This window comes from Dysgonomonas sp. Marseille-P4677 (assembly GCF_016652235.1).
Lineage (GTDB): Bacteria > Bacteroidota > Bacteroidia > Bacteroidales > Dysgonomonadaceae > Dysgonomonas.
The window spans coordinates 1-14,576 of sequence record NZ_JAEPKU010000106.1 but is presented as its reverse complement, the minus strand read 5'-3'; the positions used below and the strand labels follow the sequence as shown (position 1 = coordinate 14,576).

The 14,576-nt window shown below is 36.4% G+C and carries 10 protein-coding genes; all 10 read left to right on the top strand.

The genetic code is table 11. From position 1 onward, the window contains the following. On the top strand, positions 1 to 1,151 hold a 1,151-nt coding region (locus JGH11_RS15110; RefSeq protein ID WP_236264022.1), incomplete at its 5' end, for a PKD domain-containing protein. 19 nt (positions 1,152 to 1,170) lie between these two features. After that, positions 1,171 to 2,850, top strand: coding sequence for a DUF5060 domain-containing protein (locus tag JGH11_RS15105; RefSeq protein ID WP_201113187.1), 1,680 nt, complete (start codon positions 1,171 to 1,173; stop codon positions 2,848 to 2,850). 101 nt (positions 2,851 to 2,951) lie between these two features. After that, positions 2,952 to 4,457 (top strand): glycoside hydrolase family 30 beta sandwich domain-containing protein, encoded by a 1,506-nt coding sequence (locus JGH11_RS15100; protein WP_236264021.1) that lies wholly within the window; start codon positions 2,952 to 2,954, stop codon positions 4,455 to 4,457. A gap of 12 nt (positions 4,458 to 4,469) precedes the next feature. After that, on the top strand, positions 4,470 to 6,143 hold the full coding sequence (locus JGH11_RS15095) for a carboxylesterase/lipase family protein (protein WP_201113186.1): 1,674 nt from the start codon (positions 4,470 to 4,472) through the stop codon (positions 6,141 to 6,143). 10 nt (positions 6,144 to 6,153) lie between these two features. Beyond that, the gene (locus JGH11_RS15090) at positions 6,154 to 8,370 is read left to right on the top strand and encodes a glycosyl hydrolase (protein WP_201113185.1); all 2,217 of its coding nucleotides are present in this window, start codon (positions 6,154 to 6,156) and stop codon (positions 8,368 to 8,370) included. Positions 8,371 to 8,383: 13 nt separating this feature from the next. Then, a complete protein-coding gene (locus JGH11_RS15085) occupies positions 8,384 to 9,532 on the top strand; it encodes a glycoside hydrolase family 26 protein (RefSeq protein WP_201113184.1) in 1,149 nt (382 codons plus the stop codon). A 185-nt stretch (positions 9,533 to 9,717) separates the two neighbouring features. Continuing rightward, a complete protein-coding gene (locus JGH11_RS15080; protein WP_370567607.1) occupies positions 9,718 to 10,893 on the top strand; it encodes a glycosidase in 1,176 nt (391 codons plus the stop codon). 60 nt (positions 10,894 to 10,953) lie between these two features. After that, entirely contained in the window at positions 10,954 to 12,342 is a 1,389-nt protein-coding gene (locus tag JGH11_RS15075) for an MFS transporter (RefSeq protein ID WP_201113183.1), read from the top strand. Then, the gene (locus JGH11_RS15070; protein WP_201113182.1) at positions 12,339 to 13,505 is read left to right on the top strand and encodes an AGE family epimerase/isomerase; all 1,167 of its coding nucleotides are present in this window, start codon (positions 12,339 to 12,341) and stop codon (positions 13,503 to 13,505) included. The genes JGH11_RS15075 and JGH11_RS15070 overlap by 4 nt, the downstream gene beginning before the upstream one ends. Positions 13,506 to 13,551: 46 nt before the next feature. Then, positions 13,552 to 14,430 (top strand): AraC family transcriptional regulator, encoded by an 879-nt coding sequence (locus JGH11_RS15065; protein WP_201113181.1) that lies wholly within the window; start codon positions 13,552 to 13,554, stop codon positions 14,428 to 14,430. Positions 14,431 to 14,576: the final 146 nt, after the last annotated feature.

Below are 14,576 nucleotides of genomic sequence, written 5' to 3'. Positions count from 1 at the left end.
GATATAAGATGAATAAAAAATTATTTCTGTATATCTTTTGTCTTTCTCTGCTAATTATAGAATTTTCATCATGCCGAGATAATGATATTATAAGTTCTGAAATAGTTGAAGGAGACGTTCCTGTTGCTAAATTTACGTTCGAAGCCGATGCCATGAATGTAAAATTTGTAGACCAATCTGCAGGAGCCGAGTCATATTATTGGAATTTTGGTGATGGAACGACTTCTACTCAACAATCACCTGAACATACTTATGCTACTGCCGGGAATTATGTAGTGACACTCAAGGTAAATAGTAATGCAGGATATTCTGATCAAGTTTCAAGTGAGCCTATCTTAGTTGCAGGCAGACTTGAACCCTCTTTTAGCTACACTCCCGAATTGGGATTATCCGTATTTTTTAATGGAACTGTTTCAAAAAATATTGTTTCTGCCGAATGGGATTTTGGTGACGGGAAAACAGGAGGGGGACTAACCATCAGTCATACATTCCCTGCAGAAGGAGAATATACTATAAAAATGAAGGCTACTGGATTGCTTGGTGATGTTGAAGAATTCTCGCAAAAAATTCAAGTAAACAAAAATATGAATTTACTGAAAGGAAGTGGAATGGATGCCGATGCTGAGCAATACTGGAAAGTATTACTAGACGGAATGAGCCTAACTTTCGGTTATGAAGGAGACAAACCGATAACAGGCACAGGTCCATGTTTCCGCTTTGGAGGTATTGTCGGTAATGCCGGTTCTTTGATTTATCAAGGTGTTCAGGTAGAAGCAGGTAAGAGATATAAATTGAGTGCTCAAATAAAGGCCCCGGCTGGAGGGAAAAAAGGATTCTTACAGTTTTATATAGCTCCAAGTGCTAATAGTGCGGCTGATTTCATTGAGCAAAATGGAAACCCTAATACCAACCATTTTTTAGCCCTTAATACATGGAATGGTTGGGGTAGCAACGATACATCTGTTGCAGTAGATGGTGACTTATACGAAATATGTCAATGGAATGGACAGTTTGGTTTAGGAGCTACTAATGGAGCTATATATACCGCCCCGGAAACACGTATGGTATATATCGGTATCAGAACTCTGACTCAGGTTGGAATAGGTGATATATTGGTAGATACAGTTCTTTTTGAGCTTCAGGAAGATTAATAATTTAAATAAATAGAAAATGAGAAAAAGATATTTCCTGTTTTTAATACTCTTTTTTTGTCTTAAATCTTTTGCTCAGGTAAAAGATGTAAAGATGTTGACAACTCACCCCGAGCAATACAATAGGGTTGATGTAGATATAGAGCTAATTGCAAAATGGAAAAACCCCTTTCTTCAAGAAGATGTTACCCTTGATATGATTATATCTACTCCTTCAGGTAAGAGCCTATTGTTACCCTGCTATTATGAATCAGGAGAAAGTGGAAAAGTCTCTTTGTGGAAAGCTCGTTTTGCTCCCCAAGAAAATGGATTGTATGAATATCGATTCAAATTAACGCAGGGAGGAAAAAAGTCAACCACATCAAAGGCTTATACATTTGAATCAAAGGTTTCAGACAAACCAGGCTTTTTACATACGAAAGATAACTGGGTGTTGCAATTTGATAATGGTAAGCCTTTTAGAGGTGTAGCAGAAAATATATGCTGGGAATCGCGCGATAATGATGACTCACGATACTTCAAAGAACTTCATGAAAGAGCAGATATTTATAACTATAATTATATGCTCACCGATTTTGCTAAAAATGGAGGGAATTTTTATCGTACATGGATTTGCTCTTGGAACTTACCTTTTGATTATAAAAAGGAAGATTACAATAACAGTAGATACACTCCGTCCGATGAATTTTACAATCCTAGTGCAATCGCCAGAATAGACGATTTAATAAAGTTATCAGAATCACTAAACTTATATATAATGTTAACTCTTGGCCCGGGTGGCTTTAATGTAAGAGAAGGTGGTCTTGTAAACTCCTACGATGAGTTTTTTGTGGAACCAAAAGCAAAGCAAAGATACAAGAACAGGCTCCGTTACCTGGTCGCTCGTTGGGGATATAGCACCAGTATAGCTATGTGGGAGTTTTTCAACGAAATAGACAATGTTCAACATAATGGGCGTGAATTCCCTATCAAAAGTAAGGATATTGTAGACTGGCATACAGAAATGAGTAAGTATCTAAAAGAAATAGATCCTTACGGGCATATTGTAACTACAAGTATTTCACATAGAGATATAGAAGGTCTCAATTCTGTGCCGGACATAGATATTAATCAAAAACATATATACAATAAGACGGTAATAATTCCGGACGAGATAGAAAAATATACTCAAGAGTTTGGTAAGCCGTATATTATTGGTGAATTTGGATTTGAATGGGATTGGTCGAAAAATTTCAATGATTTTGCTGATGGAATGGATATCGATTTCAAGCGCGGATTATGGTATGGAATGTTTTCTCCTACTCCGGTTTTACCGATGAGTTGGTGGTGGGAATTTTTCGATAATCGTTGGATGACAACTTATTTTAGAGGAGTAAGGGAGATTAACGACAAAATGCTTGCCGCAGGAAATGGATCTTTTGAGAAAGTAGAAGTTAAAGCTGGAAATTCTCATGCTTTTGGAGTAAAATGCGGGAATGAGATATTTATCTATTTATTCAATCCCGAAAAATCTGTTCTGATATCTGACGTCATAATTAATGAGAAAGGCAATAAATCGTATAAAGTACAATGCTATGAGCCTGCATCAATGCTATATAGAAATATTGAAAATATATCAGTTTCGTCTACTGGTATCACTCTGAAGGGAATAACTCTAGGTTCTCAAAAAGAAATTTTATACCATCTTAAACCCCTTTAATAGTAAATTATAATGTCGGTAGGTAGATTTTATATCTATCGACATTATTTATTCTATAAAGCATTATATAGTCTTTATCCTATTTTAAACAAAATCTACCAATGAAAATAAGTTATAAAAATAAAAGCTTGATTCATATTCTACTGATGTTCTGTTTTAGTCCTCTGATAGCACAAAATACAGAGCCAATAAAAATAGAATCTTGGGTAACAAATGCTGATCGTTCAGCTTTGTTTATAAAGCAAGCAGATGATATAGTCTTTAATAACAAAGAAGAGGGCAGGGGGCTCCCCATTATAATCAACGATCGACAAGAATTCCAATCAATAGATGGATTTGGGTTTGCAATGACCGAAGGAAGTGCTTTTCATCTAAATAGAATGAGTAAAGAAGCACGCATGAAAATATTAAAAGAATTATTCGCTACTGATGGTAATAATGTAGGATTTAGCTATATAAGGCTATCGCTAGGAGCTTCAGACCTCAACAACTTTGTTTATTCCTACAATGACTTGCCAGATGGTGAAACAGATTTTGAATTAAAAAAATTTGATCTAGGTCAGGATCGTGTTGATATTATCCCTATAATGAAAGAAGTATTGGCGATTAATCCTAATATAAAAATAATGAGTTCACCATGGTCTGCCCCCAAATGGATGAAAACGAGCAACGATGTACGTAGTGGTTCTCTGAAGACCGAATGTTATGACGTATACGCTCGTTACTTTGTAAAGTATATACAAGAAATGAAGAAGGAAGGCATCAGAATCGATGCAGTCACTATACAAAATGAACCTCTAAATTCTCGTAATACACCAAGTATGCCTTGGTATTTTCAAGAACATGCAGAATTTGTAAAAGAACATTTAGGACCTGCATTCAGAAAAGCGAATTTGGATACAAAGATTATTATTTTTGACCATAACTGCGATCGTCCGGACTATCCTCTGGCGATATTAAGCGATTCGGAAACCGCACAATATGTAGATGGGGCAGCCTTTCATCACTATCGGGGATATCTTAGTGGAATGTCTACTGTACAAATGGCTCGTCCTGATAAAAACATATATTTCACAGAACAAATGTTGACCGAAAAACCAGATAGCCCTAACATAAATATTGCTGCTTCTGTAAAGCGCCTTGTAGTAGATGTAATACGCAATTGGAGCCGGAATTCAATCTTGTGGAATTTCGCAGCAGATCCAAACAATGATCCTCATACCGACAACGGAGGATGTAGCATGTGTCAGGGAGCTATCACCATTAACGGAGATGAGGTTACTCGTAATATAGCCTATTATACGATGGCTCATGCCTCAAAATTTGCTCGTCCAGGGTCTGTACGTATAGCATCTACTCATACTTTTGATCCCGGTGTGGACATAACAGAAGATGAAGAGCGATCTGAAGTTAGGCGTGCGACATATGTAGATCATAGCAATGTATTACCCAATGTCGCATTTAAAACACCTGATGGAAAAATTGTGCTGATAATAGCCAATGATACTTGGTCAGTAAACTCGGTAAAGATACAATATAAAGGACTATATGCCAATCTAAGGCTTTTTCCCGGATCGGTTGGTACATATGTTTGGCAAAGCTTTTAAAACAGAAAAATCATGAAATCAAATAGACGGAAATTTATAAAAAATATGGGATTGGCTACTGCTGCCTTGAGTGTAAATCCTATATTTTCTTTGTCTTCTTGCTCGTCGCAATTATCACAGGCTAATAGTAATAGAGATCTGGATAAAATACAGGTACAAATAGGAGAAGATATTGCCGTTGCCAGAACTACAGAAGGCAAGGTGAAAGGATACATTATGCGAGATATTTATACCTTTTTGGGGATTCCGTATGCGGCAAGTACCTCTGGAGAAAATCGCTTTATGCCTCCTCAAAAGCATAAACCATGGGAAGGAATACGTCCAACTGTATTTTATGGCAACTCCGCCCCGCAAGAAATATATAGTAGAGCATCTACCTCCTATGATATGTTTATTGATCAGTGGAACTACGATGAAGTTAGTGAAGAATGTCTGACTATAAATATATGGACACAAGCGATTGCTGATGGAAAGATGCGTCCGGTTATCGTTTGGTTGCATGGTGGCGGATTTTTGAGAGGAAATGGAATAGAGCAAAATGGATATCATGGAGAGAATATTGCTCGTTACGGTGATGTAGTTTATTGTTCTATTAATCATAGGCTTGGAGCCTTTGGTTTTACTGATTTTTCTTCGGTAGGAGGAGATAAATACAAAGATTCCGGCAATGTTGGTATATTAGATATTGTAGCCGCTCTTGAATGGATAAATAAAAATATTGAAAATTTTGGAGGTGATCCTAATAATGTTACAGTTATCGGACAATCTGGCGGTGGAGCAAAAGTATCTATTCTTACAGCTATGCCGGCAGCAAAAGGATTAATACATAAAGCTGTTTCTCTTAGCGGCTCTGCTATAACTGCCAATGATAAAGAATATTCTCAAAAATTGGGAGAGTATATTCTGAAAGAAGCAAAGCTTACTTCTAAAAATATAGACAAACTCCAAGAAATGCCATGGCAAGAATATATGAGTTTGGCTCATCGTGCAGCTAAAAAATATGAGAAAGATATTGGCGGTTCAGGGATGCGTCGTGGAAGCTTTGCCCCTGTAGCTGATGGAGTTAATATTCCTCAAGAAGTTTTTTACTCAAACCCTTCCTTCGGTTCTCCGGACATACCAATGATCTTTTGCTCAACTTTCCATGAAAGTTCTCCTAGTAGGACGAATGCAAGTATGGAAACGATTTCTATTGAGGAAGTGAAGGATATACTGAAAAACAGTTATAGAGACAAAACAAATACTATTGTAGATACTTATATAAAGGTTTTCCCAAATGCTAAACCAATAGAAATTTTATCATTAATCTATTCTAATCGAAAAACCATAGTAGAAGCCGCTACAGCCAAATCGAAGCAGTCTTCACCTATTTATATGGCTTGGTTTGGATGGTGTCCGCCTTTGTTCGATAATCGTATGAGAGCATTTCATTGTCTTGATATTAGCTTTTGGTTTTTAAATACAGATCTTATGATAACTCATTCGGGAGGAGGAGAAAGACCGCGCAAATTAGCATATAAAATGACTGATGCTTTACTAAGTTTTGCTCGAACAGGAAACCCTAATTGCGAGTCGCTTCCTAAATGGCCACAGTTTTCTCCGGATAGAGGCGAAACTATGATTTTCAATGATGTATGTGAAGTCAAAAATGATCCCGATCGCGAGGCTCGTTTAACTCTTGATTAAATAAACTAATATGAAAAAACAAATTATATACCTTATTCTGGTAACACTTTCTCTTATAGGAGTAGGGGCGCAATTAAGTGCTCAGGAAAAGAAAAGCTCTTTTAGTACCGAGGGATGGTGGAAGCCTGCTGAGCCTCCATTTTCGCCTGTAGTCAATGATAACAATAGTATAACATTCAGGATAAAAGCACCTAATGCACAGAAAGTAATGTTACATTTTGATGAATGGGATGTTATACCTCAGGCTATGAAAAAGGGTGAAAATGGAATATGGAGCATAACTATACCTCCTGTTGCGCCACGTATTTATCAGTATATATTTGAAATCGACGGAGTGCTCATACCAGACATGGCAAATGCTAATATAAAAGTGGGTACGTCTGTTTATGGAAATATTGTAGAGGTACATGGGAAATCTCCCAGATATGATGAAATACAAGACGTGCGCCATGGCGATATCCATATTTTAACTTACTCTGCTACACAGTTAAATAGACCTCGTAAGATGTATGTTTATGTACCAGCCGAATATAAACGACAACGCAACAGAGAATTTCCTGTACTCTACTTACGTCATGGGGGAGGAGACCGTGAAAGCAGTTGGGTCGATGACGGACGAGCAGCTGTTATATTAGATAATCTTATTGCAGTACAAAAGGCCGAACCCATGCTTATTGTAATGACCAATGGTTTTACAGATGGCTCTTGGACTGGAGGTAGTACCCCTGAGGGGATGCAAATGTTAGAGAATGAATTGATTAATGATATTATTCCTTTAATAGAAGAAACATATAGAGTAAAAAGAGACAAAGAAGGCCGAGCCATAGCCGGACTATCTATGGGAGGAGGACAGGCTTTTGTTATAGGTATGCGCAATCTGGATAAATTCTCATACATAGGGCAATTTAGTGCGGGCGTACTTAGCGATAATAAATTTGATTATGAAAAGTATATGCCCGGAGTAATTGACAATGTGAAAGAAATTAATGATAAGTTAAAGTTACTCTGGATTAGTTGTGGGGTAAAAGATCCACGTTATGAAGGACATAAATCTTTTGTCGAAGATTTGAATAAGAGAGGTATAAAAAATGAATTTCATGACTCGAATTATGGACATGAATGGGAGTTTTGGAGACAACAACTTTACAATTTTTCGCAACAATTGTTTAAAAAGCAAACAATAGAACTTTCTATGGTCGATCCTTTAGCTACAACTGAAACTAAAGCTTTATTTGCCAATTTGTGGCTGATAAGTCAGCGGGGTGTTATGTTTGGACATCACGATTATCCATCATATGGTATCGGTTGGCGAGGAGATCAGGATAGAAGTGATGTTAAAGATATTACAGGAGATTATCCCGCCGTATATAGTTTAGATATGCATCGTATCAATCAGACTAAAATTGACTTTATAAAAGCAACTTATAAACGTGGCGGCATCAGTATGCTTGTGTGGCATCAAAATAATCCACTAACTGAAACTGAAGGTGCAGCATATCCGATTGGAACATCTTGGGACAATACAAAAGTTGTTGATCAGATTTTGGTGGAAGGCAGCCCAATGAATATCAAGTATAAAAAAATATTAGATAATGTAGCCGAAGCCTTACATGCAATGAAAGATGATAATGGAAAGCCGATTCCCGTAATATTCCGCCCTCTTCACGAACATACCCAAAAATGGAATTGGTGGGGTTCAACCGCTACTACGAATGAAGAGTTTATCACATTTTGGAGATTTATTGTTCACTATCTACGGGATGTAAAAGGAGTACACAATGTCATTTATTCTATTTCTCCACAAATGGATGAAGTATATCCTGATCCGAAAAGTCGTTTATTGTATCGATGGCCAGGGGATGATTATGTTGATTTTCTGGGAATGGATTGCTACCATGGACTAAATACTGAAGCATTCAAATCTAACCTAAAGGCAATGGAAGAACTATCAACGTATTTAGGAAAGCCTGTAGGTGTTACAGAAACAGGGCTCGAAAATAACCATACTATCGATTATTGGACGGAGGATGTCCTTATCCCTCTCAAAGCACATAAAGTGAGTATGGTAGTTGCATGGAGAAATGATAATCCCAAGCACGCTTATGGACCATATCCCCAAGATGCGTCTGCTGATAACTTTCTGAAATTTTATAAGGATAATTTCACCTTGTTCGAAAAAGATTTACCCAATATGTACAGTATGCCGGAAGGTGTTAGCATAAAATAAAATATTAAGAATCATGAGAAAGAATAAACTATATATATTAATAGCCATCGCATTTTGTTTTATAGGCTTTAGTTGTTCTGAAACAAAGCCGATAGGATTTCCTCCTGTTAATAAGAATGTGACACCGGAAGCTAAACAATTACTTGAATTCCTATATTCTATACAAGGTAAATATACTTTGACAGGACAGCACAACTTTGTTAGCAATATGGAAAGATATGACAGCATAGTGCACAATATTACCGGAAAATATCCAGTTGTTTGGGGGAGTGATTTCAGCTTTATGGCTCAAGGTGACAATATCAATCAATTTCAGCACTGTGGACCTATGAATCTTACAGTTCCTTACGACAGTTGCATCTTTAACAACAGATCTATCTCCGATTTGCGTCAGAGCCTTATCGATGAGGCTAAAAAGAAATATGCCGAAGGACGTATTATAACATTAATGTGGCATTGCTGTTTTCCCACCAATGGTGATGAATGTAATGGTGATGACATTTGGCGATGGGCCAAAAATCTGCCTTCTGCCGAAGAATGGGATCAATTAGTGACCAATGGAACTGCACTTAACATAGCATGGAAGAATCAAATGGATGGAGTCGCTAAATATCTTAAGCAGTTGCAGGATTGTAAAATCCCCGTTTTATGGCGTCCATATCATGAGATGAACGGCGTTTGGTTTTGGTGGTGTAATAAATCAGGTGAAAACGGATTCAAGAAATTATGGATAATGACTTATGACTATTTGACGAATCACCATAAACTAAATAATCTGTTATGGGTATGGAATACCAATGCTCCTAGAGACATAGAAGGAGATGAGGCCGGTCCTTACAAAGATTATTTTCCGGGAACCGATTATGTGGATATTTTGGCTGCCGATGTTTATCGTCAGGATTATAAACAATCTCATCATGATGATTTGCTTACGTTAGGAGAAGGGAAACTCATATCATTGGGAGAGATTGGACAACTACCAACTGTAGAGCAATATGAATTACAACCATCCTGGTCTTGGTTTATGACTTGGGGATATTTTATAAATAGGAATTATGATTTAGTAAGAGAAATTTATAATCACCAACAAAGTATTACGTTAGATGAAATTGATTTTTCAAACAATGAATACAAGCTTATTCCTCAGTTAAATACAAACTGAAATAATCTTTCAAGACGTAATGAGAATTAAAAACATATATTGAATAAATAGCAAAAACAGTAATATTAGCAGATCTTTTGATAAATTTTGGAGGCCATTGAATGATTATGCAGATAATTCAGTACTTGACATAATTATCGGTTCTGCTAATAAAGCAGTTTAATAAAGAAATAAATACTCTATTGATGATGACAAAAGAATTATTTGAGCAGCGGGTAGCTATGGTTACAGCTGAATATGAGGAGTTAATATCGACAAAAAATGAGCAGGTTTTACCAGGTAACGGAATATTCGAACGTTATAAAAACCCCATTCTCACAGAAGCTCATGTGCCAATATCTTGGCGATATGATATGTCTCCCAAAACCAACCCTTTCTTTATGGAACGTTTTGGAATCAACAGCACATTCAATTCAGGAGCAATAAAGTGGAAGGATAAATACCTGCTTGTTGTACGTGTTGAGGGTTATGATCGAAAATCTTTTTTTGCTATTGCCGAGAGTCCTAATGGTATTGACAACTTTCGCTTCTGGAATTTTCCTGTTGTGATTCCGGAAACAAGTAATCCTGACGTAAATGTGTATGATATGCGCCTTACTGCACATGAAGATGGTTGGATTTATGGTGTTTTTTGTTCAGAAAGAAAAGATCCTAATGCACCTAAAGGTGATCTATCCTCTGCTATTGCTTCAGCGGGTATTGTTAGAACAAAAGATATGCAAACATGGGAGCGTTTACCGGACTTAAAATCAAATAGTCAACAGCGAAATGTAGTCTTACACCCAGAATTTGTCGATGGTAAGTATGCTTTATACACACGTCCACAAGACGACTTTATCACAGCAGGGAGTGGTGGCGGTATCGGTTGGTGTTTGGTTGATGATATAACAAATGCAGAAACAAAAAATGAGAAAATAATTAACTTCCGTCATTATCATACTGTTAAAGAATTGAAGAACGGTGAGGGTCCGCACCCTATCAAAACTCCAAAAGGATGGTTGCATTTGGCGCATGGCGTAAGAAATTGTGCGTCAGGCCTTCGTTATGTATTATATTTGTATTTGACAGATTTGGAGCAGCCAGATAAATTGATTGCCGAACCGGCAGGGCATCTTATGTCACCTATCGGTATCGAAAGAGTTGGTGATGTCTCGAATGTTCTTTTTTCTAATGGTTGGATAACGGATGAAGACGGTACTGTGTATATATATTATGCTTCATGCGATACACGTATGCATGTGGCAACATCTTCTATAGACAGATTGTTGGATTATTGTTTAAATACTGCTGCCGATGGTTACAGATCTGCGTCTTCAGTACAGACTTTAATATCCATAATAGAGAATAATAATAAACAATAAATATCTTACAGCCTTCTTTTTGTATATTGAAAAGAAGGCTAAATTACCTTTTATTAGACTATGGATAAGACAAAAATTACGCTAAAAGAAAAAATAGGATATGGGCTGGGCGACGCAGCATCTTCTATATTTTGGAAACTTTTTGGTATGTATTTATTATTCTTTTATACAGATGTATTTGGTATAGAAGCAGGAATAGTGGGTACGATGTTTCTATTAACCCGTGTTTGGGATTCTCTATTCGATCCTATTGTCGGACTTATAAGTGATCGAACGGAAACTAAATGGGGCAAATTTCGTCCATATCTTTTGTGGATGGCTGTTCCATTCGGTGTCATAGGAGTTCTTACATTTACTACTCCCGATTTAGGCACAACAGGTAAAATTATCTATGCCTTCGTCACCTATTCATTGATGATGATGATTTATTCTCTTATCAACGTGCCTTATGCTTCTTTATTAGGAGTTATATCTTCCAATCCTAAAGAGCGCACCGAACTCTCATCATACAGAATGATATTTGCATTTCTTGGAAGTATATTAGCTTTGGTTCTAATAGATCCATTAGTCAATTTTTTCAGTGGTGCAGAGGAGAATGTAAAGTTGGGTTGGTCAATGACAACAGTTGTATTTGCTATTATAGCAGTTGTATTTTTCTTGTGTACTTTTTGGTGGACTAAAGAACGGATTCGTCCGATCAAAGAATCTCAGAATAGTCTGAAAGAAGATATTATGGATCTTCTGAAAAACAGACCTTGGTGGATCTTGCTTGGCGCGGGAGTTTCAGCTTTGATATTCAACTCAATACGTGATGGGGCTGCGGTTTATTATTTCAAATATTATGCAATAGCTCCGGAAAGCTTCAATCTGGGAATATTCGGATCAGCTCTATCTTTAACTACTATCTACTTAGTACTGGGGCAAATCTCTAATATTTTAGGCATTTTACTAGTTACACCTATCTCAAATAAGATTGGCAAAAGACAGACTTATCTTTTTGCTATGATTTTTGCTACAGTGTTTAGTATTGTATTTTACTTTCTAGGAAAAGATAATATTGCTATGATGCTTATATTGCAAATAGTAATTAGTGCTTGTGCCGGAAGTATATTCCCTTTACTATGGTCTATGTATGCCGATATAGCAGACTATTCCGAATGGAGAACAGGCCGTCGTGCAACAGGGCTGATTTTCTCATCTTCTTCTATGTCTCAAAAATTTGGATGGTCAATCGGAGGTGCGTTGACTGGATGGTTATTAGCTATTTGGGGATATCAAGCCAATATTATTCAAACAGAAGAAGCTTTACATGGTATTCGTCTAATGCTGAGTTTATTGCCGGCAGCCGGAACACTTCTTTCTGTCCTATTTATTTATTTTTATCCATTAACCGAACTTAAGCTGAAAGAAATTACCTCAGATTTAGATACTAAAAGAGAGCGAAAATGAATGGATTTAAAAAAGAACTGACTGATAATATTCTTACATTCTGGATGGATAAGATGCAAGATAATATGCATGGCGGCTTTTATGGGCGTATAGATAGTAATAACAAATTACACCCTAAAGCCGATAAAGGTGCGATATTGAATGCTCGTATATTATGGACTTTTTCGGCTGCATATCGTATATTAGGTTCGGAAGAATACTTAAAAATCGCTCAATGTGCTTTTGATTATATAACAAAATATTTTATAGATAGAGTTCATGGAGGAGCCTACTGGGCTGTAGATTATCTTGGAAATCCTGTTAATACAAAGAAACAAACCTATGTTCAGGGCTTTATGCTCTATGGGTTTTCTGAATTTTATCGGGCAACGAAAAATGAACAAGCGTTAGAGTTGGCAATCGATTTTTTTCATTTGATCGAAAAATGTTATGATGAAAAACTTGGAGGATACTTTGAAGCTTTTACAAAAGAATGGCTACCCTTGGACGACATGCGCTTGAGTGAAAAAGACGAGAATGAAAAGAAAACTATGAATACACATCTGCATGTATTAGAGCCATATACGAATTTATATCGGATATGGAAAAATGAGAAATTGGAACAGGCCTTAAAGCGATTAATTAATATTTTTGAAAAGCGAATATTAGATTCAAAAACACATCATCTTAATCTTTTTTTTGATGAGGAGTGGAATATAAAATCAACGGCTATTTCTTACGGACATGATATCGAGGCTTCTTGGCTATTGTTTGAAGCAGTGGAAGTATTAGATGATTTAAAGGTAAGAGAAGACATTAAACTATTATCAATAAAAATTGCAGATGCAGCCGCTGAAGGAATAAGTGCTGAACGAGGAATGATATATGAAAAAAATGGAAAAAAGATAGATAAAGAACGGCATTGGTGGGTACAAGCTGAAGCTGTTGTCGGTTTTATGTATGCATATAAAAATTCAGGAAATATAAAATACAAACAATATGCAGAGCAAATTTGGACCTATATAAAAGAACAGATGATTGATGAAAAAGCAGGTGAATGGTATTGGAGTCGTTTGGCCGATGGTTCGATAAATCAGCAAGACGATAAAGCCGGGTTCTGGAAATGTCCTTACCACAATGGAAGAATGTGTATGGAAATGATAGAAAATTTTAATTTAGTTTGATGACAATATCGTATAGATAGTATTATTTATCAAAACCTATTTTATTATGAGTTATATTTTTAGAGAAATAACACCTTTATCCGAAAAAGATTGTTTTATGGTTTTTGCCAGGAAGAAGAAAGAATTTACTTTTCCCTTGCATGTTCATAATGAATATGAACTTAATTTTATAGAAAACGGTAAAGGTGCAAAGCGAATAGTAGGAGATAGTATTGAAGAGATTGATGATTTAGAGTTAGCCTTCATTGCTTCTCCGTCATTAGAACATGGCTGGTTTACTCATAACTGTAAATCGGAGGAAATAAAAGAGATTACGATTCAGTTTCACTCCAATTTATTTCGTGGAAATATGTTGGATAAAAATCAGTTTAGATCTATAAAAGGACTGTTTGACAGAGCTGTATATGGCGTTACTTTTTCGAAAGAAACTATTGAAAAAGTGAAAAGTGAAATAATATCATTAAGTACCGAGTATGCAAGTGCCTTATCTGTATTGAAGCTTTTATCTATACTCTATACCTTATCTATATCTCCCTCAATTAGGGAGTTGTCGGGACGTACATTCAATACAGAATCTCAGAGCTATGACAGTCAGCGGGTCGAAAAGACACATACTTATATGCTTGAAAACTATATGAGAAATATAAAACTGTCGGACGTTGCCAGTGTAGTAGGAATGGCAGAGCCATCGCTAAGCCGATTTTTGAAACAAAAGACAGGGCGTAATTTTGTCAGTCTGCTAAATGAGATACGATTAGGGCATGTAACTCGGATGTTGATAGATACCAACAGGCCGATAGAAGAAATATGCATAGATTGTGGATTTAATAATTTGTCTAACTTCAATCGAATTTTCAAACGGGAAAAAGGATGTACTCCGAGCGAATTTAGAGAAAATTATAAAGATTCAAGGATATTTATCTGATTCACTATATTATAGTTTTTTGTATCTGCTGTAAATATTTACAGCAGAAAAACCAGTATTCTGTGAGAATCTGGTATAATCGCCCGTTGCTGATAATTGGACGGGCTGAAGAATTATAGCCTCTTCATTATTATTTATATATTACC

Bases quoted from the DNA above. Each gene is read 5' to 3' on its own strand.
- JGH11_RS15100 (WP_236264021.1), top strand. From the start codon at position 2,952: ATGAAAATAAGTTATAAAAATAAAAGCTTGATTCATATTCTACTGATG.
- JGH11_RS15065 (WP_201113181.1), top strand. From the start codon at position 13,552: ATGAGTTATATTTTTAGAGAAATAACACCTTTATCCGAAAAAGATTGT.
- JGH11_RS15085 (WP_201113184.1), top strand. From the start codon at position 8,384: ATGAGAAAGAATAAACTATATATATTAATAGCCATCGCATTTTGTTTT.
- JGH11_RS15105 (WP_201113187.1), top strand. From the start codon at position 1,171: ATGAGAAAAAGATATTTCCTGTTTTTAATACTCTTTTTTTGTCTTAAA.
- JGH11_RS15070 (WP_201113182.1), top strand. From the start codon at position 12,339: ATGAATGGATTTAAAAAAGAACTGACTGATAATATTCTTACATTCTGG.
- JGH11_RS15095 (WP_201113186.1), top strand. From the start codon at position 4,470: ATGAAATCAAATAGACGGAAATTTATAAAAAATATGGGATTGGCTACT.
- JGH11_RS15090 (WP_201113185.1), top strand. From the start codon at position 6,154: ATGAAAAAACAAATTATATACCTTATTCTGGTAACACTTTCTCTTATA.
- JGH11_RS15075 (WP_201113183.1), top strand. From the start codon at position 10,954: ATGGATAAGACAAAAATTACGCTAAAAGAAAAAATAGGATATGGGCTG.
- JGH11_RS15080 (WP_370567607.1), top strand. From the start codon at position 9,718: ATGATGACAAAAGAATTATTTGAGCAGCGGGTAGCTATGGTTACAGCT.